The sequence below is a fragment of the Agromyces laixinhei genome, from assembly GCF_006337065.1.
In the GTDB taxonomy this organism is placed as follows: domain Bacteria; phylum Actinomycetota; class Actinomycetes; order Actinomycetales; family Microbacteriaceae; genus Agromyces; species Agromyces laixinhei.
On record NZ_CP040872.1, the window covers coordinates 963,848 to 989,635 of the forward strand.

Consider the following 25,788-nt stretch of genomic DNA (forward strand, 5'->3'; position numbering starts at 1 on the left):
GGGAGCACCTCATGGACTGGACCCTGGAAGTCGTCATCGTGCCGGTGAGCGACCTCGATCGATCGATCGCGTTCTATCGCGACCAAGTCGGTTTCGACCTCGACCACGACACCGAGAACGAGCGCATGCACGTCGCGCAACTCACCCCCCGCGGCTCCGGCTGCTCGATCGTCATCGGCTCGCTGCCGTCGCAGAACGAGATGGCACCGGGCTCCCTGCACGGCGTGCAGCTCGTCGTCGCCGACGCTGCGGCAGCTCGTGACGAACTGATCTCGCGCGGCGTCGAGGCGAGCGAGATCACCGTCTTCGACGAGCGCGACGGTGGCACCTTCTTCGGCTTCGCCGACCCCGACGGCAACACCTGGGCCGTGCAGCAGATCGCGGCACGCGCCGCCGAGCCGCTCATTCCGCGCGTCGCGCAACCGGCTGTCTGAGGATCGTTCGGAGCTTCTCGGGTGCGGCGCGGCGCGGGTCGCCGAGGTACACCTCGTGATGACGGCCGTTGAACCGCAAGCCGTGCTCGGGCATGAACTCGTGATGCAGGCGCGCGAGCGTCGGCCCTTCGTCGTCGTAGGGGCCGACGTGCAGCGTCTGCACCGAGCTGCCCTCGGCGAGACGTTCGAAGCGCACGTGGCCGGCGGCGGGCGCCTTCGCCATTGCCCTCGCGATCGCCTCGGCGACAAGCTCTGGGGTGAGCCAGTCGGGCTGCCAGATCATCATCGTCCACGACCAGGCCGACTTCTCGCGGGTGACGAACGCCGCCGGGTCGTCGGCGCTCCACAGCCCCTCGAGCGGCCCGACGACGTAGTCGCGGTCGAGCTCGCGCTTGCTCTGGAACTTGGCGGCGTACGAGACGGCGTAGAGCGCCGCAACCGCTGCTGCGTACTCGGGGGCGGTGTTGGGGTTGCCGTGCCCGTCGACCATGCAGTACGCGTGCTCGGGCACCTCGATGATCTCGAACCGGCCGCGCGGCGCGGTGTACGAGGGCAGCTCGCGTTTCACGTCGTACTTCTCAGCCATGTCGCTCCTGCCCTCGCGTGCTGACCACGGTAGCGGTGCCGAGCTCGGCGAAGCCGGCCTCGAGCAACGCGGTCAGCGACTCGGCGTACTCGCCCGTGGGGTCGAGATCGGGGTCGAAGATCGCGACGTCGGCCCCGATCGCGTCGGGAGCGAGGGCCTGCAGCAGCGCCACCAGCTCAGCAGGGTCGAGACCGCCGGCATCGACGCTGTCGACGGCCGGCATGTACTCGGGATCGAGTGCGTCGACGTCGAGATGGATCCAGTAGCCGTCGAGATCGCTCGCCGCCACGACGGCGCGCACGCGTTCGACGGTGCGCTCGATGCCGTCGGTGCGCACCGCGCTGGTCGGGAGGAATGCGCCGAGGGTCTCGGCGAGCTCGATGGCATCGACCTCGTCGTCTCGGGCGCCGAGCTGCACGGCATCGCGCGGCTGTATGAGCGGCCGAAGCCCGTCGAGGTCGCTGACCGCCGGCGCATGCAGCCCGACGGCGGCGGCGAGCGCCTCGCCGCCGAGCGCCCCCACCTCGTCGCTGTTGCCCGGATGCCGGAAGTCGCCATGACCGTCGAGGTAGACGAGCCCGAATCGGCCGCGACGCCGCAGGGCGAGCGCCGGCGCGAGCACGATGCTGCAGTCGCCGCCGATCACGAATGGCGTGCGACCCGCACCGATGGCGGCGTCGATGCGGCCTGCGAGGCGTCGACTGTGATCGATGATCGCCGTTTCGTTGCGCACGGTCGCGCCCGGCTCGACGGCGGCACGATAGCGAGCGGCGAGCTCGGTGCCCGCATCGCGTGCGCCGAGCCGTGCGAACGCCCCGAAGAGCCCGGACTCGCGCAGCGCCTCGGGGGCTTTCGCGGTACCGGGCACGCTGCCCGGTTCGGGAGGGCGCAGGCCCAGGTTCGACGGAGCGGCGATGAGGTCGATGGCCATGCAGACAGTCTCACGCGCACCACCGACCTCGCGGTGCGTCTACCCGTTCGCTGCGGCCGGCGTCGGCGCGAAACGCCAGCCCGTGATCCACTCGGGGTCCTCACCGTGCTCGTACGCGTAGGCGCGGGCGGCCGCGCGGGCGGCGTGCCACTCGTCGGTGATCTCGCCGATGCCGGCACGGTCCTCGAGGCCGGGCACCCGGTGCACCACGTCGAGCGCAAGCCGGTATCGGTCGAGATCGTTCAGGTGCAGCATGTCGAACGGGGTCGTGGTCGTTCCGCGTTCCGCGAAGCCGCGCACATGCACATTGGCGTGGTTCGTGCGCCGGTAGGTCAACTGGTGGATGAGCGACGGATACCCATGGAACGCGAAGATCACAGGTGCCGAGCGCGTGAAGATCGCGTCGAACCGCTCGTTCGGCATCCCATGCGGGTGGTGCTGCGGATCCTGCAGCCGCATGAGGTCGACGACGTTCACGAGTCTCACGCGCAGTCGGGGCAGACGTTCCCGCAGCAGCTGGGCAGCAGCGACCGCCTCGGTCGTCGGCACGTCGCCGGCGCAGGCGATCACGACGTCGGGTTCGGATGCCGCGGCATCCGATTGATCGAAGCCCGACTCGTTACCCGCCCACTCCCACGCGCCGAGACCGGCCTCGACGTGCGCGGCGGACTCGGCAGGTGAGAGCCACTGCGGTTGCGGCTGCTTGCCCGCCACGACGACGTTGACCCGGTTGCGCGTGCCGAAGGCGTGCCGCATGACCTCGAGCAGGGTGTTGGCGTCGGGCGGCAGGTAGACCCGCACGATCTCCGCCTGCTTGTTGACCACGACGTTCAGGAATCCCGGGTCCTGGTGCGAGAAGCCGTTGTGGTCCTGGCGCCACACATGTGAGGAGAGCAGGTAGGTGAGGCTCGCGACATCACCGCGCCACGGCACCTGCGATGCCGACTCGAGCCACTTCGCGTGCTGGTTGAACATCGAATCGACGATGTGGATGAACGCCTCGTAGCTCGTGATGAGCCCGTGTCGCCCGGTCAGCAGGTACCCCTCGAGGAGGCCCTGCATGAGGTGTTCGCTGAGTGCCTCGATCACGCGCCCCTCGCGCGCGAGGTGCTCGTCGAGCGGATGCATCGCCTCAGCCCATGCCCGCGAGGTGACCTCGAACACGGCGCCGAGCCGGTTCGAGCTCACCTCGTCGGGGCCGAAGAGGCGGAAGTCCGCGGGGTTGTCGCGCATCACGTCGGCGAGCCAGGAGCCGAACACGCTCGTGGCTTCGCCCGAGGCGCCGCGCTCGCCGGAGACGACATCGACCGCATGGGGCGCGAGCGGCGGCAGCGCGAGCGGACGGGCGATGCCGCCGTTCACGCGGGCGCTCCGATTCGCGCTCATGCGCAGCTCACCGGTGGGTCGCAGTGCGTCGAGCGTGGCGACGGCACGTCCCTCGCCGTCGAAGAGCTCCTCCGGCCGGTACGAGCGCAGCCAGGCCTCCAGCATCGCGAGATGCTCCGGGTTCTCGCGAACCCCGGCGAGCGGTACCTGGTGGGCATGGAAGGTGCCCTCGACCTGCACGCCGTCGACGACACGCGGTCCGGTCCAGCCCTTCGGCGTGCGCAGCACGATCGCGGGCCGGCGCGGCGCGGTCTCGGCGAACGCGCCTCCCGCGGCATCCGCTCGTATCGCGGCGATGCGCGCGTAGGCCACGTCGATCGCGTCGGCGAGCCGGCCGTGCACGGCCATCGGGTCGTCGCCGTCGAATCCGCCGGTGACGAGCAGCGGTTCGTAGCCGTTGCCTCGGAAGAAGTCGACGAGCTCGGCCTCTGGGATGCGGGCCAGCAGCGTCGGGTTCGCGATCTTGAAGCCGTTCAGGTGCAGGATCGGCAGCACCGCGCCATCCGTCAGCGGGTTCAGGAACGAGTGCCCGCGCCAGCTCGCCGCGAGCGGACCGGTCTCCGCCTCGCCGTCGCCGATCACGCAGGCGACGACGAGGCCCGGATTGTCGAGCGCGGCGCCGTACGCGTGCATGAGCGAGTAGCCGAGCTCGCCGCCCTCGTTGATCGAGCCCGGTGTCTCCGGTGCAGCATGAGAGGGGATGCCGCCCGGGAAGGAGAACTGGCGGAACAGCCGGCGCATCCCTTCGGCATCGGTGCCGACTGCCGGGAAGAGCTCGGAGTACGTGCCGTCGAGCCAGGTGTTCGCGACCATCGCCGGCCCGCCGTGGCCGGGACCGCAGACGTAGATCGTCGGCGTGCCCCGCTCGACGATCGCCCGGTTGAGGTGGGCATACACGAGGTTCAGACCGGGGGAGGTGCCCCAATGCCCGAGCAGTCGCGGCTTGATGTCTCGGGGTTCGAGTGGTCGGGCCAGCAACGGGTTCGCCATCAGGTAGATCTGGCCGACGCTCAGGTAGTTCGCGGCGCGCCACCACGCGTCGACGACCTCGAGCGGAACCTCGTGCCTGCGTGCTTCGGCCATGCCTTCCCCAGTCGACTCGGCTTCGTTTCGAGCTTAGGTCGAAGCGCGCTGAGGAGGAAGGAGCGGCAGCGGCTAACGTCGGTGGTGATGAGCCTGTGATGCACCCCGACGATCTCTGTGCTCGCGACATCACGAGCGAAGGAGACGCCTCGATGCCATTCCTCACCGATGACGACCGGCCGCTCGACGAGCTGCTGCTCGCGCAGCGCCCCGACGACGGGCACCGGTTCCAGGTGCGCGCGCCGTTCGCCTATCTCGATCCGGTCGGCGGCCAGCGCTACGAGGTTCCGGTACAGGATGCCGCGAGCTCTCCCGGCGACGCCGGCGACGGCGCCGCTGGCTCCGACCTGGCCTCGGTGCCGAGCGCACTGTGGGGCCTCATCGCGAGCTACGGTCGCCAGTCGGCGCCGGCGCTCCTGCACGACCATCGCTCGGCGGTCGCGGCGGGCTCGGCGACCGGCGGGCCGCCCTCGCGCAGCGCCGCGTCGACGACCGGGTGTTCCGCACGGCGCTCCGCGAGCAGGGGGTGCCGGTGCTGAGAACCGCGGTGATGTGGGCGTGGGTCTCGGCCGATCGCGAGCGGCAGTTCGGCGGCGCCGCCGGCGTGCTGTTCGTCGCGCAGGCGGTGCTCGGCGGGCTCGTGGTGGCCGGGGCATCCGTCGCCGCATTCTGGAACCCGCTGTGGCTCGTGCTGCTCGCCGTCGTCGCGCTCGCCGGGCTCGCGTGGGGGCGCCTCGCGGCACCGCAGCTCGTGCTGGCGTTCTCGCTCGGATGGCTGGGGCCGTTCGCGCTCGTGCAGTTCGCGGCGATCGTGCCGTTCCGGCTCGTCGAGGCGTTCGTCGAGCTCGTCAGCGGCGGCGACCCGGCCGGGGTGTGGCGGCCGACGCTGCGCTGAGCGGCGGTGGGGTCGGGCCCTGCGCGGCCGTCTTCGGCCAGTCGTGGAACCATCGGGCCCAGACCCGGGCACGCCAGCCCTGCGGGCGGAGCAACCGGCGTCGCGCCGCGAGATCCTTCGTGAACTCGTCGGTGCGCACCGCGTCGCGGAGCCTCATCGGCGCGGGGATCGCGGCCGCAGCCATGACGCTCGCGGCGGAGTCGCCGGCGCGTGCGGCGACGACCACGGGAACAGGTGAGTAGAGCGGCTCGACGAAGACGAAGACCGCGACGATCAGGAGGATCACGGCGCTCACGAGCAGCCACTCGAGCGGGGGCCGGCTCCAGGTGGCGATCGCGAGCCAGATGCAGACGAAGGCACCGAAGACATAAGCCGCGCGGGGGATCGAGCTCAGCACGAGCCAGTCCTTCGGCTCGACGGGGCACCGGTCCCACTCGCGCGACCGGCGTGTGAGCGTCGACAGGCGCTGGTTCAGCCAGATCAGCACGGCGAGCGTGAGGCCAGAGGCGACGAGCCAGCTCCACGGCCCGAGCCCGTTCGGGTCGGTCACGAACGAGGCCGAGGCGATCGCCGCGGGCACGGCCTCTGCGACATCCTGGCCGCCCGGGAAGACGCCGATCACGAAGCCGATCGCACCGGCGACCCAGCTCGCGAGCGTCGCGAATGCCGCGTAGACGCCGGGAAGGCCGGGCAGGATCGCGGCGATCGCGACGGCGGCGAGCATGTTGATGCCGAGCGACTTCTTGTCGATGACCGAGAGCCGGTTCTCGACCTGGGTGACGGCGACGGGGGCCTCCGGGAAGTCGGGGCCGAGCAGGAGCCTGGCCGTCGGTTCGACCACCTGGATCGTGTTCTCGAAGTAGACGGAGTGGTCGAGGAATGGCTGGCTCGTGTTGTGCACGGCGTGCTCCTCGGGGCCCATCACGGTGGCGGGGCCGGGGAAGTAGGCGTTGCGCCAGCGTTCACGGCGGCCCGGCGCGGTGTCGGCGATGGGGCCGGCCGAGAACGGATCCCAGATGGCCCAGTGGTTCGCCCACGTGACGCCGTGCCCCTCGCCCGCGGCCTCGTTGCACTCGATCCACTTCGCGACGGGCCGGTACTCGTCGGGCCGGCCGAGCCATCGATCCCGGCCGAGCAGCACGACCGCCGCGCCCACCGTGGTGAGCCGGTTGACGTTGTAGTCGCTCGGCGAGAGCTCTTCGAAGAGCGCGAAGGTCGCGACCGCCGCCCCCTGCGAGTGGGCGAAGAGGTGCACGTCGCCGTCATCGCCGACGAGTTCCTTGGCGCGCGCGAGCGCGTCGCGCACGACGAGTCGCATCGCCGAGGCGCGCACCGGCCGCTCCTTCCATGCCGCCACGTCGCCGATCGACTCGACGATGCCGTCGATGACGCTCTGGGCGGCGTTCTTGAACCACGGGATGAGCAGGAGCGGGCTGATGAGCGGCAGGATCGGCGTCAGCACCACCGAGAGCAGCACGAGGAACACCCAGGTCACGGCGAAGGCGATCGTGCAGACGACGAGCCTGACCGCGTCGATCACGAGATCGACGAGCCTCGGCAGCGCCCGGGGTTCGTCAGGCCCCTTCGTCCAGTGCTGCACGAGCGTGTACCAGGGCACGAGCACCATGGTGCCGACGAAGAGGTCGAGCACGCGCCAGATCGCACGCCACATGAAGACGACGGCCCATTGGAAGATCTGGCCGCGGTTCATCGGCACGAACGATTCCGACCATCGCGCCTCGATGATGGCGATCTTCTGCTCGACGTCGTCGTCTTCGTCGGATGGCGCGCCGGCCGCCTGCGCTCGCGGGCCCGGGTAGCGCACGGTCGCCGTGATGATCGGCAGGTCGCCCGAGAGATCGGACTCGTGGATCTCGACGCCGTGGCGCTCGTCTGCGCCGATCACCCGGTCGCGCGCGAGCCAGTCCATGCGGCCGAGCAGCGGCTCCGCCCACTCCAGCAGGATCTGGCTGCGATACGCGTTGCCCATACCGTGCACCACGACGAGGGCGCGGTCGAACCCGCCGCCATCGGATGCCCCTGCACGGCGTTCCGCCGACCGGCTGACGTCGCCGGGCGACTCCGCGCCATCGTCTGGCGTCGTCTCCACCGATTCCTCTGGCGTCGCTGCCGATTCGTCTGGCGTGGGGCTGGGTGCGATCCGCATTGGATTCTCCTCGAGCGAGTACGTCTCCGCGAACGCTAGCGCCTCGCACCGCCCTGTGTCTCCTGTGCTGGTCCGGCGTGAAGATCAGGGTTAGCCCTGATTCGCGGCATCCGTCGCCGTTCATAGTGTGGGTACCGGTCGTCGTTCCGCGGGCTGCAGGGGGAACTGTCATCGCGGCAACGACGGCTGGATAGCCGGTCAGCACCGAGTCTCGAAGGCGAGGTGCAGGCCGGCTTCCCCCGTTTCACGGCGCCGACGCCGTTTCACGGCGCCGACGTGCCGCGTCGCGCTCGCGTGACAGACTCGACGGATGACCCTGACGCTGCCCGAGCTCTCGCCGAGCCCGTACGACGCCGATGCGATGTACGACGCCTTCGTCGATTGGGCCGAGGGCCGCGGCCTCTCGCTCTACCCCGCGCAAGACGAAGCGGTCATCGAGATCGTCTCGGGCGCGAACGTCATCCTCTCCACGCCCACGGGCACCGGCAAGTCGCTCGTCGCGGTCGCCGCCCACGCGGCATCCGTCGCAAGAGGCGGGCGCAGCTACTACACGGCGCCCATCAAGGCGCTCGTCTCCGAGAAGTTCTTCCAGCTCGTCGAGATCTTCGGCGCGGGCAGCGTCGGCATGGTCACGGGCGACAGTTCGGTGAATCCGGATGCCCCGATCATCTGCTGCACCGCCGAGATTCTCGCGAATCTCGCGCTGCGGCACGGGCCGGGCGCCGACGTCGACCAGGTCGTGATGGACGAGTTCCACTACTACGGCGACCCCGAGCGGGGGTGGGCCTGGCAGGTGCCGCTGCTCACGCTCCACCGGGCGCAGTTCGTGCTCATGTCGGCGACCCTCGGCGACGTCACCGCCATCGCCTCCGACCTGCAGCGGCGCACGGGCCGGGAGACCGCGCTCGTCACGGGGGTCGACCGACCGGTGCCGCTGCATTTCTCGTACGCGAAGACCCCGGTACAGGAGACGGTCGAAGAGCTCATCGAGACCCGCCAGGCGCCCGTCTACATCGTGCACTTCTCGCAGGCCGCGGCGATGGAACGGGCGCAGGCGCTGTCGTCGATCCGTGTCGTCACCCGCGAGCAGCGCGACGAGATCGCCGAGGCGATCGGCGGGTTCCGCTTCACCACGGCCTTCGGCAAGACCCTGTCGCGACTCGTGCGCTCGGGCATCGGCGTGCACCATGCCGGCATGCTGCCGCGGTACCGGCGACTCGTCGAGACCCTGGCGCAGCGCGGTCTGCTGCGCGTGATCTGCGGCACCGACACGCTCGGCGTCGGCATCAACGTGCCCATTCGCACAGTGCTCATCACCGCGCTCGCGAAGTTCGACGGGCAGCGGATGCGGCAGCTCACCGCGCGCGAGTTCCACCAGGTCGCGGGGCGGGCGGGGCGGGCCGGCTACGACACCGCGGGAACGGTCGTGGTGCTCGCACCAGAGCACGAGATCGAGAACGAGACGGCGGTGCGCCGGGCGGGCGACGACCCGAAGAAGCGCAAGAAGATCGTGCGCAAGAAGGCGCCGGCGGGGCAGATCACCTGGGGCGAGGGTTCGTACGACCGTCTCGTCGCGGCGGAACCCGAGCCGCTCGTGCCGCAGATGAAGCTCACGGCGGCGATGCTCATCAACGTCATCGGTCGCGGGGGCGACGTGATCGGCGACATCCGCTCGCTCGTCTTCGACAACCACGAGCCGCGCGCCCGGCAGTTCGAGCTCGCCCGGCGGGCGCTCGGCATCTTCCGCACGCTGCGCGACGCGGGCGTCGTCGAGCTGCTGGCGCCGGCAGGTGACGGCCTGCCGATCGTGCGGCTCACCGTCGACCTGCAGCCGAACTTCGCGCTCAACCAGCCGCTGTCGCCGTTCGCGCTCGCCGCGATCGAGCTGCTCGACCCCGAGGCGCCCGCCGGCCCGCCGGCCGAGTCAGGGGCGGTCGGCACCGGCCACTACGCCCTCGACGTCGTGAGCATCATCGAGTCGACGCTCGACGACCCGCGCCCGATCCTCTCGCAGCAGCAGTTCACGGCCCGCGGCGAGGCGATCGGCCGCATGAAGCAGGAGGGCATCGAGTACGACGAGCGAATGGAGCTCGTCGAGGAGGTCACCTGGCCGAAGCCGCTCGACGAGCTGCTCGCCCAGTCGTTCGAGGTCTTCGCGTCGAGCCAGCCCTGGGTGCGCGACTTCGAACTGTCGCCGAAGTCGGTCGTACGAGACATGTTCGAGCGAAGCATGTCGTTCGGAGAATACGTCGGCATGTACCAGCTCGCGCGCAGCGAAGGACTCGTGCTGCGCTATCTCTCCGACGCGTTCCGAGCGATCCGCCAGACCGTGCCGACCGAGGCGAAAGACGAAGAGCTGCTCGACATCATCGAGTGGCTCGGCGAACTCGTGCGCCAGGTCGACTCGAGCCTCGTCGACGAGTGGAACGAGCTCATCGACCCTGCCGCCCACCTGCCTGAAGACGAGACGGCGGTCGTGCCGCCCGCTCCGCCGTCGGTCGTCGGCAACCGCCGCGCCTTCACGGTGCTCGTGCGCAACGAGTTGTTCCGGCGCGTGCAGCTCGCCGCGCTCGAGCGCGACGACGAGCTCGCCGAACTCGACCCCGAGGCGGGCTGGCCCGACGCCCTCGACCGGTACTACGCCGAACACGACGAGATCGGCACCGGGCCGGCGGCCCGCTCGCCGCGCATGGTCACGATCGACGAGACGGATGCCGCCAGCGGCATGTGGCGGGCCGAGCAGACGATCGACGATCCGGCCGGCGACCATGACTGGCGAATCAGGGCAGACGTCGATCTCGATGCCTCCGCCGAGGAGGGCGCAGCGGTCGTGCGCGTCAGCGAGATCGTTCGGCTCTGACGAGATCGTTCGACTCTGGCCGGAAGCGCAGGTTCGCGCGAAGCGCAACCCCCTTGGCGCGCGCCGTCGCGGTGCCTAGTCTGGCGGCAGGTGCCCGATGTGCGCGCGACGAAGCGTGCCTGAACGAGGAGAAGCCGGATGTCGCATCACTCGAAGATCGCCGATCGCCAGCCGAAGACCGAGCGGGCTCGCCGCAGATCGGCCGTCGCGGCCACCGCACTCGCGACGGGAGCCGCCCTGGCGCTGACCGGTGCCGTCGTGCAGCCGGTCGTCGCCGCACCGCAGACGATCAACCTCGTCACCGTGAACGACTTCCACGGGCGCATCGAGCGAGACCCGCGTGGCGGCGCCGTCGCCGGGGTCGCAGCACTCGCGACGGCCGTGAACGAGGTGCGCGCGGCCAACGAGAACACCGTCTTCGCCGCGGCCGGCGACCTCATCGGAGCATCGACCTTCACCTCGTTCGTGCAGCAGGACGTGCCGACGATCGAGGCACTCAACGCGGCGGGCCTCGACGTGAGCGCGGCGGGCAACCACGAGTTCGACCAGGGGTGGGCCGATCTCCGCGATCGCGTGCAGGGGCTCGCCGACTGGGAGTACATCTCGGCGAACGTCGTGCTCGAAGGCACCGACGACACCGCGCTCTCCGAGTCGTGGACGACGACGCTGCCGAACGGCGTGACGATGGGCTTCGTGGGCGCCGTGACCGAGGAGCTCCCGTCGCTCGTGAGCCCGGCCGGCATCGCAGAGCTCGAGGTCGTCGACATCGTCGACTCGGTCAACGCCGCCGCCGACCGGTTGGTCGACGGCGTCAGCACCCCCGACAACCTCGAGGCCGACATCGTCGTGCTCCTCGTGCACGAGGGCGCCACGACGACCGAGATCGAGTCGGCGACCGACCCTGCCTCGGCGTTCGGCCAGATCGTGCTCGGCGTCGATGACGACGTCGACGCGATCGTCTCGGGGCACACCCACCTCGCGTACAACCACGTGATCGACGGCCGCCCGGTCATCTCGAGCGGTCAGTACGGCGAGCAGTTCAGCAACATGACGATCACGTACGACCCCGAGACGGGTGCGCTCACGATGGACAACGTCATCGCCCCGCTCGCGCCGTACCCCGACGACCCGGAGGTCGCGAAGATCGTGACCGAGGCGGTCGCGGTCGCCGACGAGCTCGGCGCGGTGAAGGTCGGTGAGATCGCCGACGACTTCAACCGAGCACAGATGCCCGGCCTCGACGATGAGGGCAACCCGGCCATCGTGGAGTCCCGCGGCGCCGAGTCGACCCTCGGCAACTTCGTCGCCGACGTGCAGCTCTGGGCGGCCGGAGCCGATGGGCAGCAGGTCGACATCGCATTCATGAATCCGGGCGGTCTGCGCACCGACCTGACGTATGCCGGCACCTCGGCCGACGACCCCGACGGCAACGTCACGTACGCCGAGGCCGCGAACGTGCAGCCGTTCGCCAACACCCTGTTCGCGATGACCCTCACCGGGGCGCAGGTGCTGCAGGTGCTCGAGGAGCAGTGGCAGCCGGTCGGCGCGTCGCGTCCGTTCCTCAAGCTCGGCGTGAACGAGGGGCTCGAGGTCGTCTACGATCCGGCGGCGCAGGCCGGCTCGCACATCACCCAGGTCACGCTCGACGGCACCCCGATCGATCCCGCTGCCGAGTACCGGGTCGTCGCGAACTCGTTCCTCGCCTCGGGCGGCGACAACTTCGCGACTCTTGCCGAGGGCACGAACCGCGCTGACACGGGCCGCATCGACCTGCAGTCGATGGTCGACTGGTTCGCAGAGTTCGGCACGGCGACGCCCGACTACGCGCAGCGATCGGTGGGCGTCGTGCTTCCGCCGCCGGCGAACGGCACCGCCTACGCACCCGGTGAGACGATCCGGCTCGCGCTCAGCTCGCTCGAGTTCTCGACGACCGAACCGCCTGCGGGCGAGGTCACGGTGTCGCTCGGTGACACGGTGCTGGGCACCGCGCCCGTCGATCCCACCTCGGTGCCGACGACTGACGAGGGCGGCCGGGCGACGCTCGACATCACGATCCCCGACGGGGTCGTCGGAGCCCAGGCACTCGTGATCTCGACGCCGACCGGCACCGAGGTCGACGTGCCGATCACGGTCGAAGACGTCGTCGTACCCGAGCCGGTCGGCACCTACGTGATCGGACTCCCGAGCCCCTTCTTCGTGCGGGGCGACGCCGCACTGCACTATCGAGGTTGGATCGTCTCCGACGACGGCTCGAACGCGGTCGGTACGCTCACGGTGTTCGACGGGTCGCAGGTGATCGCGACCGCCGAGATCGGTGCCGACGACGGCGGCGAGTTCACGGTGGAGCTGCCGGCGCTGTCGCGCGGGGTGCACGTGCTGAGCTCGAGCTTCGACGGCGCCGCGCCGTACACCGACTCGACCTCGTTCCGGGTGCCCGTGCTCGTGTGGTGATCGCGTTTCGCTCATCCGAGCAGCCGATCGAGTGCGCCGTGCTCATCTGTGCGACATCCGTGAACAACACGTGAAATCACGCGGATGAATCGGCGTGACCCCCTTGGCAGTGCCGCCGCCCGCTCATATGCTCTGTGGCATTGTCCCCCCGAACAGGGCGCCGGTTCGTGCGTCGTCGGCGGGATCCGATCGCACTGAGGAGAGTCATGCATCGTCGCCGCCACATCCCACGTCTGGCCGCAGTCTCGGCCGTCTCGATCGGAGCACTCGTCGTCGGCCTGCTCGGCGCACCGCCGGCGCTCGCCGCCGTCGACGGCTCCGGCGTCGTCATCAACGAGGTGTACGCCCGCGGCGGCAGCGCGAACCAGCCGTTCAGCGGCAAGTTCGTCGAGCTGTACAACCCGACCGGAGAAGCGGTCTCGCTCGACGGCTGGTCGCTGCAGTACCGCAGTGCCACGAGCACCGGAGCCTCGAGCGGCGTCGGCGCGCTCTCCGGCGAGATCGGGGCGGGCGGCTACTACCTCATCGGACTCCCCGGCAATCCCGCCGGGACCGGCGCCGCGTTGCCGCCGGTAGATGTCACGGTCACGGTGAACCCGAGCGGCACGAACGGTTCGCTCTTCCTCGCGAACGTGGCCGGCGCGATCAACCCGGGCACGGGCTCGATCGTGAACAACCCCCAGGTCGTCGACTACGTCGGCTACGGCACCTCCGACAACTTCGAGGGTGCTGCGGCCGACTACACGGGCGGCAATTCCGACCCCGGCAGCATCGTGCGCACCGACTTCGTCGACACCGATGTCAATGCCGCCGACTTCACCTTCTCCGCCTCCGTGACGCCGCAGGGGTCCGGCGGCGGCACCGATCCCGTCGACCCGACCGCGGCGACGATCGCCGAGGTGCAGGGCACCGGCGACGCGACCGCGATGGACGGCGCACTGGTCGTCGTCGAGGGCGTCATCACCGCCGATCACCGCACCGGCGGCTACGGCGGTGTGACGATCCAGACACCTGGGGCAGACACGACGCCCGGGGCATCCGACGGCATCTTCGTCTTCCAGATGCCCGCGGTCGGCGCCATCGGCGACCTCGTGCGCGTCACGGGCACGGTGAGCGAGTACTTCGGGCTGACCCAGATCACCACGAGCGCGACCGGCGCCGAGGTCGTCACCGCTTCCGTCGGCGTACCCGACGCGGTCGAGCTGCCCGCAAGCACCGTGGGCGCGGCGCGCGAGCCCCTCGAGAGCATGCTCGTCGCCCCCAGCGGCTCGTACCTCGTCTCGAGCACCCACGAGGCTTCGAGCTTCGGTTCGGTGTGGCTCGCCGCGGGCGACTCGCTTCCCGTCAAGAGCACGGAGCAGGTCGACGCCGGCCCCGCAGCCGACGAGATCGCCGTCGCCAACCGCGCGCGCCTCCTCGTGCTCGACGACGGCTGGAACAGCCGGGCCGACGGTTCGTCGCACCCGAACGAGCAGCCGTACCTCACCGAAGACACGGTGGTGCGCAACGGCGACCGCATCGTCTTCCCCGAGGCTCCCTACGTGCTGAGTTACGGCTTCAACGCGTGGCGGTTGCAGCCGACGGCCCCGATCGACGACCTGACTCCCGACGAGAAGCCCACGTTCGAGGCGCAGAACGAACGCCCGGCCGGGGCACCCGAGGTCGGCGGCGACGTGCAGATCGGCGTCTTCAACGTGCTCAACTACTTCACGACCCTGACGAGCGAGAACGCCGACGCACGCGGAGCAGACACCGCAGCGGAGTTCGCGCTGCAGGAGGAGAAGATCGTCGAGGCGATCACCTCGCTCGACGCCGAGATCGTGGCGCTGCAGGAGATCGAGAACTCGCTGAAGCTCGACGGGAACGCCGACGAGGCCATCGGGGCGATCGTGGCCGCGCTCAACGCGGCCGAGGGTTCGGATGTCTGGGAGTTCGTGCCGACCCCGGCCGTGCTCACGGCGGCGACGACCGACTTCATCCAGAACGCGATCATCTACCGTTCCGACGCCGTCACGCCGCAGGGCGAGGCCCAGACGATCGTCGACGAGGCGGTCTGGGGCAACGCTCGCGAGCCCATCGGGCAGGTCTTCGAGATGGCGAACGGCACCGATCTCTCGGTGATCGCGAACCACTTCAAGTCGAAGAGCGGCACGGGGGCCGAACCGGCCGACGGGCAGGGGCACTTCAATGCCGACCGCGTCGCCCAGGCGACCTCGCTCCTCACCCTGGCCGACCAGCTCGCCGAGCAGTCCGACGAGGTCTTCCTCCTCGGCGACTTCAACGCCTACGCGCAGGAGGATCCGATCCAGGTGCTGACCGGCGCCGGATACACCGACCTGCTGCCAGAGCTCGCGCCCGGGGAGTACACGTACACCTTCGACGGCGAACTCGGTTCGCTCGACCACGCACTCGCGAACTCGAAGGGCGCCTCCGCCGTCACCGGCATCGGCCGCTGGGCGATCAACTCGCCCGAGTGGAGTGCCCGCCAGTACGGGCGTGAGGCGGCTGACGACGGTTCGGTGTTCCGTTCGAGCGACCACGACCCGACGCTCATCGGCGTCGATCTCGCCGAGCTCGCCGACGTCGACATCTCCGTCGTGACGATCAACGACTTCCACGGCCGCATCGAGAAGTCCGCGCCGGCCGCGGGCATCGCGGAGCTCGCCGGAGCGGTCGAGCAGATCCGGGCCGAGAACCCGAACACGGTCTTCGCGGCGGCGGGCGACCTCATCGGTGCGTCGACCTTCACGTCGTTCATCCAGAACGACACCCCGACGATCGACGCGCTCAACGCGGCCGGGCTCGATGTGAGCGCGGCCGGCAACCACGAGTTCGACCAGGGCTGGGAAGACCTGAAGGGCCGCGTGCAGGACCGTGCCGACTGGGAGTACATCAGCTCGAACGTCTTCCTGAAGGGCACGGATGACACGGCGCTCGCGCCGAGCTACACGCAGGAGTTCGAGGGAGTCACCGTCGGGTTCATCGGCGCCGTGACCGAAGACCTCCACTCCCTCGTCAGTCCCGCGGGCATCGAAGACCTCGAGGTGCGCAGCGTGGTCGACTCCGTCAACGCGACGGCGGCCGACCTGAAAGACGGCGACCCGGCCAACGGCGAGGCCGACGTGCTCATCCTGCTCGTGCACGAGGGCGCGTCCTCGACGAAGATCGAGGCGCTCACCGACGGTTCGCCCTTCGCGCAGATCGTGGCGGGCGTCGACGACTCCGTCGCGGCGATCGTCTCGGCGCACACGCACCTGCCGTACAACCACACGGTCGACGGGCGGCCGGTCGTCTCGGCCGGGCAGTACGGCGAGCAGTTCGGGCTCATGCAGCTGCAGGTCGACTCGGTCTCGAAGGAGCTGCTCTCGATCACCAACGAGCTGAAGCCCCTCATGACCCGTGAGACCCCGACGTCGCCGTGGGTCTCGGTGTACCAGCCGGTGCCCGAGGTCGCCGAGATCGTCGCCAAGGCCACCGCCGAGGCCGACGTGCTGGGCAAGGTGAAGGTCGGCACGATCACCGACGATCTGAACCGGGCACAGCAGCCCGGCGTCGATGCCCAGGGCAACCCGGTGCTCGTCGAGAACCGGGGCGGTGAGTCCACGATCGGCAACTTCATCGCCGACGTGCACTACTGGGCGGCGAACGTCGACGGCCACGCCGACATCGCCTTCATGAACCCGGGCGGCATCCGTGCGAATCTCGCGTACGCGTCGAGCGCGGCCGACGACCCCGACGGCAACGTCACCTATCGCGAGGCGGCGACGGTGCAGCCGTTCGCCAACTCGCTCGTGACGCTCGACCTCACGGGCGCCCAGGTGAAGCAGGTGTTCGAAGAGCAATGGCAGACGAGCCCGACTCGTCCGCTGTTGAAGCTCGGCGTCAACGAGGGTGTCGAAGTGGTCTACGACCCGACGGCACCGACCGGATCGCACGTGGTCTCGGTCACCCTGGACGGCACGCCGATCGATCCGGCGGCGACGTACCGAGTGGTCGCGAACTCGTTCCTTGCCGGAGGCGGCGACAGCTTCGCGACCTTCGCCGAGGGCACGAACCGCTCCGACACCGGCAAGGTCGACCTCGAGTCGACCGTCGAGTGGTTCGCGGCACATGGCACGGCGACGCCCGACCTCGCGCAGCGCTCGGTCGGTGTCGCGATGTCGGCTCCGGCCAACGGCACGGCATACGCCCCCGGCGAGTCGGTCGAGCTCGACCTGAGCTCGCTCGACTTCAGCACGACCGAGGTCGCCGCCGGAGAAGTGAGCGTGTCGCTCGGCGGCACGGAGCTCGGCACCGCACCGGTCGACCGCACCCTGCTCGAGAAGTTCGACGAGATCGGTCGGGCGAACCTGTCGGTCGTCATTCCCGAGGGTGTCGCCGGTGTGCAGCAGCTCGTCATCTCGGTGGCATCGACGGGCACGAACGTCGAGGTGCCGATCACGATCGACGAGCCGGTCGCCGAGGTCGGTACGACGACCATCGGGTTCCCGAACAAGCTGTTCGCCCGGTCGGGGTCGACGGTGAAGTACTCGGGAGTGGTCTTCGCGCGCGACGGATCCAGCGCCGTCGGCACGGTGACGATCACCGACGGGTCGAAGGTCATCGCGACCGTCGAGATCGCCGCCGACGACAACGGCCGCTTCTCGGTGGCCCTGCCCGCGCTCGGCCGCGGTGTGCATGTGCTTCGGTCGAACTTCGACGGCGCATCACCGTACGAGGGCTCGCGGTCGTTCGCGGTGCCGATCCTCGTCTGGTAGGCAGCGCGGGCTCATGACGAGCGGGGTGGCGGTCGGTGGACCGCCACCCCGCTCGCGTGTTCGCCCGGCGCTTCGGTCGGTGGCGCTCGTTACACTCGACGAATGAGCTGGAACGCGGAACCCGCCTGGGCCGACGAGGTCCCGTGGGACGCCGACGAGTTCGCGCCGCCGCCCGACGACGAGTGGGTTCCGCCTGCCGATGACGCGCAGTTCGGGGCCGGTCGCCCGGCTGTCGCGGGGCCCACCGTGCCCGCCGCTGCCCGTGCCGCGGCCCCGGCGCGGTTCGACTCGGCCGCCGAAGCGCTCCACACGGTCTTCGGCTACGACAGCTTCCGCGGCGAGCAGGCCGAGATCATCGCGCAGCTCGCGGGCGGCGGCGACGCGGTCGTGCTCATGCCGACGGGCGGAGGCAAGAGCCTCTGCTACCAGATCCCATCACTCCTGCGTGAGGGCACGGGCATCGTGGTCTCGCCGCTCATCGCGCTCATGCACGATCAGGTCGACGCCCTCGTGCGCAACGGCGTTCGTGCCGGCTACCTGAATTCGAGCCAGTCGTCGCACGAGCGGGCCGGCGTCGAGCGCGCCTACCTCGCCGGCGAGCTCGACCTGCTCTACGTCGCCCCCGAGCGGCTCGGCACCGAGGCGACCAAGCGCTTCCTCGAGCAGGGCACGATCGCGCTCTTCGCGATCGACGAGGCCCACTGCGTCGCCCAGTGGGGGCACGATTTCCGCCCCGACTACCTCGCGCTCTCCGAACTCGCCGAGCGCTGGCCCGACGTGCCGCGCGTCGCGCTCACCGCGACGGCGACCGAGGCCACCCACCGCGAGATCACCGAGCGGCTGAGCCTCGGCGGCGCCCGGCACTTCGTCTCGAGCTTCGACCGGCCGAACATCCAGTACCGCATCGAGGCGAAGCTCGAGGTGCGAAGGCAGTTGCTCGAGTTCATCCGCAGCGAGGGGCGTGACGCCGCGGGCAACCCCGTGGCGGGCATCGTCTACGCCCTCTCGCGGGCGAGCACCGAGAAGATCGCGGCGTACCTCGCCGAGCACGGGGTCACCGCGCTGCCCTACCACGCAGGCCTTGACGCTGGTGTTCGCCGGCGCACGCAAGAGCGGTTCCTGCGCGAAGAGGGCGTCGTCGTGGTGGCGACGATCGCGTTCGGCATGGGCATCGACAAGCCCGACGTGCGCTTCGTCGCCCATGTCGACCTGCCGAAGTCGGTCGAGGGCTACTACCAGGAGACGGGCCGCGCGGGCCGCGACGGCGCCCCCGCAACCGCGTGGCTCGCCTATGGCCTGCAAGACGTCGTGCAGCAGCGCCGCATGATCGACGAGAGCCCGGGCGACCTCGCCCATCGGCGGCGGCTGGCGCAGCACCTCGACGCGATGCTCGCGCTCTGCGAGACCGTGCAGTGCCGCCGACAGAACCTGCTCGGCTACTTCGGCCAGCCGAGCGAGCCGTGCGGCAACTGCGACACCTGCCTCGAGCCGCCGGCCTCGTGGGACGGCACGGTGCCGGCGCAGAAGCTCATGTCGACGATCGTGCGCCTGCAGCGCGAGCGCCGCCAGAAGTTCGGCGCCGGCCACCTCATCGACATCCTCCGCGGCAAGGAGACGCCGCGGGTGCGCCAGTACGGCCACGACGCGCTCGCGACGTGGAGCATCGGGCAAGACCTGACCGACCAGCAGTGGCGCGGCGTCGTGCGGCAGCTCCTCGCCCAGGGCCTGCTTGCGACGCACGGTGAGTACGGCACCCTGGCGGTGACGGATGCCGCGGCAGACGTGCTCGCGGGCAGGCGCGTGGTGAACTTCCGCGCCGAACCCGAGCGCGCCTCGCGCTCGCGCGGTCCGAAGGCGGCGACTGCCGCGGCCGACCTCGAACCGGTGCAGGCCGAGCTCTTCGAGCAGCTTCGCGCGTGGCGTGCCGGCGAGGCGAAGCAACAGGGCGTGCCCGCCTACATCGTCTTCGGCGACGCGACCCTGCGCGCCGTGGCGGTCGCGAAGCCCGCGACCCTCGCCCAGCTCGACGGCATCACGGGCATCGGCGCCAAGAAGCGCGAGGCCTATGGCGAGGCGCTGCTCGCCGTCGTCGCCTCGGCGTAGCGCACGCCCGGGTTGTCGGTGGTATTCAGCGACCCTTGACCGACGCTCATTCGCGATATACTCTGATCAAAGTATTTGGAGGTGAGTATGTCGCGTCGACCGGTGGGCAATCCGCTCGCACTCGCAGTGCTGGCGAGCCTGTGGGAGCGGCCGATGTACCCCTACGAGATCACGACCACGCTGCGTGAGCGTGGCAAGGAAGACAGCATCAAGCTGAACTTCGGTTCCCTCTACGCCATCATCAAGTCGCTCGAGAAGCACGGCCTCATCGAAGAAGCACGCGTCGAGCGAGAGGGCAATCGGCCCGAGCGCATCGTCTACGCGATCACCGACGCAGGTCGCGCAGAGGCGCACGATTGGATGCGAGAGCTCATCGCCGTGCCGGTCAAGGAGTATCCCGCCTTCGAGGCCGGCCTGTCGCTCCTCGCACTGCTTGCTCCCGATGAGGCGGTCGCGCTCCTGCGCGAGCGGCTCGAGCGTCTCGACGCCGAGCTCGCCTCCCGGGCCGAGCTCGCCGAGCAATCCGACGAACTTCGACTGCCTGAGCTCTTTCTCGTCGAGTTCCGCTACCGCGTCGCCATGACCCGCGCCGAGCGTGAGTTCGTGGCCACCATGCTCGTGCGCCTCGAGTCGGGCGAGCTCGGCGGACTCGACGCCTGGAAGGCCATGCACGAGCTGATCGAGTCAGGCGCTTCCGCCGCCGAGATCGAGTCGCTGCTCGCGCATCACCTGAGGGAAGGAGCCGCAGACCCGCAGCAGCACTGACCAGCACGCAGACCGATGGCCCGGATGCGGCAACACCCGAGCCATCTCGCAACCGAGTCGTTCAACGTGAATCGAATCCATCCCAGTGCGTACCGCCATTCTACCGGCGCGCGCCTCACGACCGAACGGCTCCCCACCGAAGGAGAGCCTCATGGCTGCATCACCCGACGGGATGGCCCTCACGGCCGCCGATCTCGTCAAGACCTACTCCCAGGGGCGCGGCAAGCCGCCGCTCCGGGCCCTCGACGGGCTCACGTTCAGCGCCGAGGCGAGTACCGTCTTCGGTCTGCTGGGCCCCAACGGCGCAGGCAAGTCCACTACCGTCAAGATCCTCTCGACGCTCTCGCGAGCCGACGCGGGCACGGCGACCGTCGCCGGCATCGATGTGCGCCGGTATCCCGCACGCGTGCGCCGCGCGATCGGCTTCGTCGCCCAGAAGCAGGTCTCCGATCCCATGGACACCGGCGTCGAGAACCTCGTGCTCGCGGGTGAGCTGCACGGCATGTCGCCGCGAGCAGCGCACGCTCGGGCCGACGAGCTGCTCGATCGATTCGCGCTCACGAGCGCAGCGCGGCGTCAGGTGAAGACGTACTCGGGCGGAATGGCGAGAAAGCTCGACGTGGCGATCGGGCTCATGCATCGTCCCGATGTGTTGTTCCTCGACGAGCCGACCACTGGCCTCGATCCCGAGGCGCGTGCCGAGATGTGGGCCGAGATCGAGCGGATGTCCCGCGACGAGCGCATGACCGTGCTGCTCACCACCCACTACCTCGACGAGGCCGACCGGCTCGCGAATCGTCTGGCGATCGTCGACGGCGGCCGAGTGGTGGCCGAGGGAACGCCCGAGCAGTTGAAGAGCGGACTGCGCGGCGACGCGGTCGTCATCGAGGTGCGTGAGACAGGCGATGTTCCCGCCGTGCTCGGGCGCATCGCCGGAATCAGCGCCCTGCGCGGAGTCGCGGCCGACGGTCGCACCGTTCGAGCTCGAGCCGACGACGGCGCGGCAGCATTGCCGCTCGCTCTCGGCGAGCTCGACGCTGCAGGTCTCGCCGTGGCATCCGCCACCGTGTCGCGGCCGAGCCTCGACGACGTCTACCTGGCCCACACGGGCCGTTCATTCACATCGGCGCACCGCGACGCTGGGCCGTCGCCGGCCGAAGAGCTTCAGGAGGTCGCATCATGACCACGATCATCACGCCGGCGACGGACGACACGCGATCGGCCGACACCCGCACCCGCACCCGGCCGAGTTTCGTTCGGCACACTGCGTACCTCACGCTGCGCCAATTGCGAGCGGCCTGGCGCATCCCCGCGTTCATCCTCATGAACGTCGTACAGCCGCTCATCTGGCTGCTGCTGTTCGGTCAGTTGTTCAAGTCCGTCGTCGAGATCCCCGGATTCGGGGGCGGAGAGAGCTACCTCGTCTTCCTGACACCGGGCATCGTGATGATGATGGCCCTGTTCGGCAGCGCATGGGCGGGAACCAGTTACATCCAGGACATGGATCGGGGCGTCATGGACCGGTTCCTCACCTCACCGACGAGCCGTGGCGCCATGATGGTGTCGACCCTGCTCTATCAGGCTTTGCTCACGCTCGTGCAGTCGCTCATCGTGCTCGGCGTGGCGTGGCTCATGGGGGCCCGTTTCGATGGCGGACTCGCCGGCATCCTCGTGCTGCTGCTCGCCGCCATGTTGCTGACGGCGGGTTTCTCGGCGCTCTCGAACGCGGCGGCGCTGCTCGCGCGCGACCAGAACGTGCTGATCGGTATCTCGCAGTTGATCACGATCCCGCTCATGTTCCTGAGCTCAGCGCTCATGGACACGAGACTGGCGGCCGACTGGGTCGCGGATGTCGCACGATTCAACCCGTTCGAGTGGGCGGTGGTTGCGGGTCGCCAGGCGCTCACCGAGAGCCCCGACTGGGCAGAGGTGTGGGCGCATCTCGGACTGCTCGCCGCGTTCGCCTCGGTGCTCGCGTGGATCGCGACGCGAGCGTTCCGCGTGTATCAGCGCAGCGCGTAGCACTGGGATCGACTCCGACTGGGCCGACCCGCTCGTCTCCGGTCACGCCCGCACCTCGCTCAACGCCCTCGCGGCGGCATCGGTCGCCGCGCTACCATCGGCCCAGAGCCGTCGCACCGATGCGGCGACGATGGGGGTGCATCATGGCTGAAGCAGTGAGTCGACCGGTCGGGGTTGCAATCGTCTCGATTCTGGCGTTGCTCTCGGGCGTCATCGACATCATCTCGGGCGTACTGCTCATCTTCCGGGCAGACGATCCCGCGGTGGCCGCCGCGTTCGGCGGGTCGGGCGGTGTGTTCGCGGCGTCGATCGGGGGCATGGTGCTCGGGGCGATCGTCGTGATCCTCGCCTTCGGCCTCTGGGTCGGCGGCGGGTGGGCGCGCATGATCATCACGGTGCTCCAGGCGCTGTCGCTCATCCAGTCGCTGTTCCTCGCGGTGGCGAACCTCGGCCACCCGGTGGGCGAGTGGGCGAGCGTGCTGGTCTCGGCGATCATCCTGATCCTGCTCTGGACCCACTCGGCGAGCGCGTACTTCCGAAGCGCCGAGACGGCGTTGCGCTAACCTCCTACCAGACGCGCTGCGTTCCGGCGGCGCCGAACTCGGGGGAGTCACCATGGCCAACGATCGACCCGGCGGCGTCACGCTCGTCGCCGTGCTCACCTGGATCTCGGGCTTGTTCGACGTCATCGGCGGCACGATCCTGCTGTTCCAGACGAGTGTCGCGGCGACCGTCGAGCAGTTCGGCGGTGCCAGCGCGCTCATCACCTCGGCGATCATCTCGATCCTGATCGGCCTGATCGTGATCATCGTGGCGGGCGGGCTGCTGCGCGGCAGCAGCGGAGCCCGCACGATCGTGACCGTCGTGCAGGTGCTCTCGATCGGAACCTCGATCTTCCTCGCGATCGCCCACCCCGCCCAGGCGATCGGCGAGTTCTTCAGTATCGCGATCGCGGTCATCGTGCTGGCCATTCTCTGGACGGGCCGCGCGAGCGCGTTCTTCCGACACTGAGCGCCTTGTCGGTATCCCATCGGTGCCGTGGGTCTCAGTTGTAGAGTCCTCACAGTGCCGTCGATGCGTCGTCGCGCCCGTTTGTAGGGCACGGACGCAGGGTTTCGGTGATGCACAGGCTCGACCTACCGTGGAACGAAGCCCAGACCGCACACGAAGGACGAGACACCGACGATGGTTGACACGGCACCCCGCACCGCATCGAAGACCTCCAAGACCACGGCGAGCCGGCCCGCCGGCGCCGCAGCGCCGCACGACCGCCCCGCGGCATCCGTGCCCGCGAACGGCGACACCGCAGCGACCCCGCAGGTCGATGTCGCCGCGCTCGGCCGCCAGCTGCTCGGCACCTGGGCCGACCTTCGACTCATCGCCCGCGAGCGCGCCGCGCAGCCGGAGCTGCAGCGCATCGAGGGCCAGTCGATGGCCGAGCACCGCGAGCGCGTGCTCGGCCAGCTGAAGATCCTCGTCGATCAGGGCGCCATCCACCGCGCATTCCCGAAGTCGCTCGGCGGATCCGACGACCACGGCGGCAACATCGCCTCATTCGAAGAGCTCGTGATCGCCGACCCGAGCCTGCAGATCAAGGCGGGCGTGCAATGGGGTCTCTTCGGCGCCGCCGTGCTGCATCTCGGCACCGAGCACCACCACATGACCTACCTGCCCGACATCATGTCGATGAAGGTGCCCGGCGCATTCGCGATGACCGAGACCGGTCACGGTTCGGATGTCGCGGCGATCGGCACCACCGCGACCTACGACGAGGCCAAGCAGCAGTTCGTCATCAACACGCCCTTCCGCGGTGCGTGGAAGGACTACCTCGGCAACGCCGCGCTGCACGGTACGGCCGCGGTCGTCTTCGCGCAGCTCATCACCAAGGGCGTCAACCACGGCGTGCACGCGTTCTACGTGCCGATCCGGGGCGTGAAGGGCGGCTTCCTCAAGGGCGTCGGCGGCGATGACGACGGGCTGAAGGGCGGCCTCAACGGCATCGACAACGGGCGCCTGCACTTCACGAACGTGCGCGTGCCGCGAGAGAACCTGCTGAACCGCTACGGCTCGGTCGCCGAAGACGGCACCTACTCGAGTCCCATCTCGAGCCCGGGCCGCCGATTCTTCACGATGCTCGGCACCCTCGTGCAGGGCCGCGTCTCGCTCGACGGTGCCGCGACGACGGCCGCCGCCATGGCGCTGACGATCGCGATCACCTACGGCAACCAGCGCCGCCAGTTCAACGCCGCGAGCGACACCGACGAAGAGGTGCTGCTCGACTACCAGCGCCACCAGCGCCGACTGCTGCCGAAGCTCGCGACGACGTACGCGCAGGTCTTCGCGCACGACGAGTTCCTCGTGAAGTTCGACGCCGTCTTCTCGGGCGCGGCCGACACCGACGACGATCGTCAAGACCTGGAGACGATCGCCGCCGCGCTGAAGCCCCTCTCGACCTGGCACGCGCTCGATACCCTGCAGGAGGCTCGCGAGGCGACCGGCGGGGCCGGCTTCCTCTCGGAGAACCGCATGGTCGGTCTGCGTCAGGACCTCGACATCTACGCGACGTTCGAGGGCGACAACAACGTGCTGCTGCAGCTCGTCGCCAAGCGCCTGCTCACCGACTTCTCGAAGCAGTTCGCGAAGGCCGATGCCGGCGCCATGGCCCGCTACGTCGTCGCACAGACGGCCGACCGTGCGTATCACGGCACGGGGCTCCGCAGCCTCGCGCAGACCATCGCCGACTTCGGTTCGACGGCGCGCTCGGTCTCGGAGCTCCGCGACGAACCCGCCCAGCGGGAACTGCTCACCGACCGGGTCGAGACCATGATCTCCGAGATCGCCGGCCGCCTGCGCGATGCGCGGAAGCTCCCGAAGGCCGAGGCCGCCGCGGCGTTCAACCGCAACCAGAACGAGCTCATCGAGGCGGCACGGGCGCACGGCGAACTGCTGCAGTGGGAGGCGTTCACCCGCGCACTCGCGAAGACCGCCGACCCCGGCACGAAGCAGGTGCTCACGTGGGTGCGCGACCTGTTCGGCCTCGGCCTCGTCGAGAAGCACCTCGCCTGGTACCTCATCAACGGCCGGCTCTCGCCGAAGCGCGCGCAGGCCGTCACCGCCTACATCGACCGGCTGCTCGAGCGGTTGCGCCCGCATGCGCAAGATCTCGTGGACGCGTTCGGCTACGGCCCCGAGCACCTGCGCGCGAAGATCGCGTCGGGTGCCGAGCAGGAGCGTCAGGACGAGGCTCGGGCGTACTACGCCGAACAGCGCGCGGCGGGCACGCTGCCCGTGCCCGAGAAGTCGAAGAAGAAGTAGCACCCCGATCACCGCGAGGGCCGGGCATCCGCG

Annotated in this window: 17 protein-coding genes; 13 read left to right on the top strand and 4 right to left on the bottom strand. The window is 69.6% G+C overall.

What is annotated here, in order from left to right; all coding sequences use genetic code 11:
- Positions 1-11 precede the first annotated feature (11 nt).
- On the top strand, positions 12-434 hold the full coding sequence (locus FHG54_RS04560; protein ID WP_139416222.1) for a VOC family protein: 423 nt from the start codon (positions 12-14) through the stop codon (positions 432-434).
- Here FHG54_RS04560 and FHG54_RS04565 read toward each other — a convergent pair.
- The 3 genes from FHG54_RS04565 to FHG54_RS04575 are packed head-to-tail and all read right to left on the bottom strand — an operon-like array spanning position 403 to position 4,420.
- On the bottom strand, positions 403-1,020 hold the full coding sequence (locus tag FHG54_RS04565) for a GyrI-like domain-containing protein (RefSeq protein WP_139416223.1): 618 nt from the start codon (positions 1,018-1,020) through the stop codon (positions 403-405). The genes FHG54_RS04560 and FHG54_RS04565 overlap by 32 nt on opposite strands.
- Entirely contained in the window at positions 1,013-1,951 is a 939-nt protein-coding gene (locus FHG54_RS04570) for an arginase family protein (RefSeq protein WP_139416224.1), read from the bottom strand. The genes FHG54_RS04565 and FHG54_RS04570 overlap by 8 nt, the downstream gene beginning before the upstream one ends.
- Before the next feature lie 39 nt (positions 1,952-1,990).
- Positions 1,991-4,420 (bottom strand): phosphoketolase family protein, encoded by a 2,430-nt coding sequence (locus tag FHG54_RS04575; RefSeq protein ID WP_139416225.1) that lies wholly within the window; start codon positions 4,418-4,420, stop codon positions 1,991-1,993.
- A gap of 152 nt (positions 4,421-4,572) precedes the next feature.
- On the opposite strand from FHG54_RS04575, the gene FHG54_RS04580 reads away from it, so the two are divergent.
- Together FHG54_RS04580 and FHG54_RS04585 are read left to right on the top strand one after the other, a co-directional pair.
- Positions 4,573-4,959: a DUF1353 domain-containing protein gene (locus FHG54_RS04580; RefSeq protein WP_168197103.1), complete on the top strand. Its 387-nt coding sequence runs from the start codon at positions 4,573-4,575 to the stop codon at positions 4,957-4,959.
- Positions 4,953-5,315 carry a hypothetical protein gene (locus FHG54_RS04585; protein WP_139416227.1) on the top strand — a complete coding sequence of 121 codons (363 nt, stop codon included), beginning with the start codon at positions 4,953-4,955 and terminating at the stop codon, positions 5,313-5,315. The genes FHG54_RS04580 and FHG54_RS04585 overlap by 7 nt, the downstream gene beginning before the upstream one ends.
- Here FHG54_RS04585 and FHG54_RS04590 read toward each other — a convergent pair.
- Complete coding sequence (locus FHG54_RS04590; RefSeq protein ID WP_139416228.1) at positions 5,269-7,482, bottom strand: DUF819 family protein; 2,214 nt, start codon at positions 7,480-7,482, stop codon at positions 5,269-5,271. The two genes, FHG54_RS04585 and FHG54_RS04590, sit on opposite strands and share 47 nt — an antisense overlap.
- Positions 7,483-7,792: 310 nt before the next feature.
- Here FHG54_RS04590 and FHG54_RS04595 point away from each other — a divergent pair, with 310 nt between their 5' ends.
- From FHG54_RS04595 to FHG54_RS04640, 10 genes are all read left to right on the top strand, one after another.
- Positions 7,793-10,342 carry a DEAD/DEAH box helicase gene (locus FHG54_RS04595; protein ID WP_139416229.1) on the top strand — a complete coding sequence of 850 codons (2,550 nt, stop codon included), beginning with the start codon at positions 7,793-7,795 and terminating at the stop codon, positions 10,340-10,342.
- 138 nt (positions 10,343-10,480) lie between these two features.
- Entirely contained in the window at positions 10,481-12,793 is a 2,313-nt protein-coding gene (locus tag FHG54_RS04600) for a 5'-nucleotidase C-terminal domain-containing protein (RefSeq protein ID WP_139416230.1), read from the top strand.
- A 206-nt stretch (positions 12,794-12,999) separates the two neighbouring features.
- The gene (locus FHG54_RS04605) at positions 13,000-17,550 is read left to right on the top strand and encodes an ExeM/NucH family extracellular endonuclease (RefSeq protein WP_139416231.1); all 4,551 of its coding nucleotides are present in this window, start codon (positions 13,000-13,002) and stop codon (positions 17,548-17,550) included.
- Between the two features lie 102 nt (positions 17,551-17,652).
- Positions 17,653-19,653, top strand: a complete 2,001-nt coding sequence (gene recQ / locus FHG54_RS04610; RefSeq protein WP_139416232.1) for a DNA helicase RecQ — start codon at positions 17,653-17,655, stop codon at positions 19,651-19,653.
- 87 nt (positions 19,654-19,740) lie between these two features.
- Positions 19,741-20,418 carry a PadR family transcriptional regulator gene (locus FHG54_RS04615; protein WP_139416233.1) on the top strand — a complete coding sequence of 226 codons (678 nt, stop codon included), beginning with the start codon at positions 19,741-19,743 and terminating at the stop codon, positions 20,416-20,418.
- 151 nt (positions 20,419-20,569) lie between these two features.
- Positions 20,570-21,601, top strand: a complete 1,032-nt coding sequence (locus FHG54_RS04620) for an ATP-binding cassette domain-containing protein (protein ID WP_139416234.1) — start codon at positions 20,570-20,572, stop codon at positions 21,599-21,601.
- Complete coding sequence (locus tag FHG54_RS04625) at positions 21,598-22,440, top strand: ABC transporter permease (protein WP_139416235.1); 843 nt, start codon at positions 21,598-21,600, stop codon at positions 22,438-22,440. The genes FHG54_RS04620 and FHG54_RS04625 overlap by 4 nt, the downstream gene beginning before the upstream one ends.
- 143 nt (positions 22,441-22,583) lie before the next feature.
- On the top strand, positions 22,584-23,003 hold the full coding sequence (locus FHG54_RS04630; protein ID WP_139416236.1) for a hypothetical protein: 420 nt from the start codon (positions 22,584-22,586) through the stop codon (positions 23,001-23,003).
- 52 nt (positions 23,004-23,055) lie between these two features.
- Positions 23,056-23,451, top strand: a complete 396-nt coding sequence (locus tag FHG54_RS04635; protein WP_139416237.1) for a DUF7144 family membrane protein — start codon at positions 23,056-23,058, stop codon at positions 23,449-23,451.
- Positions 23,452-23,625: 174 nt separating this feature from the next.
- Complete coding sequence (locus FHG54_RS04640) at positions 23,626-25,755, top strand: acyl-CoA dehydrogenase family protein (RefSeq protein WP_139416238.1); 2,130 nt, start codon at positions 23,626-23,628, stop codon at positions 25,753-25,755.
- The last annotated feature ends 33 nt before the right edge of the window (positions 25,756-25,788 follow it).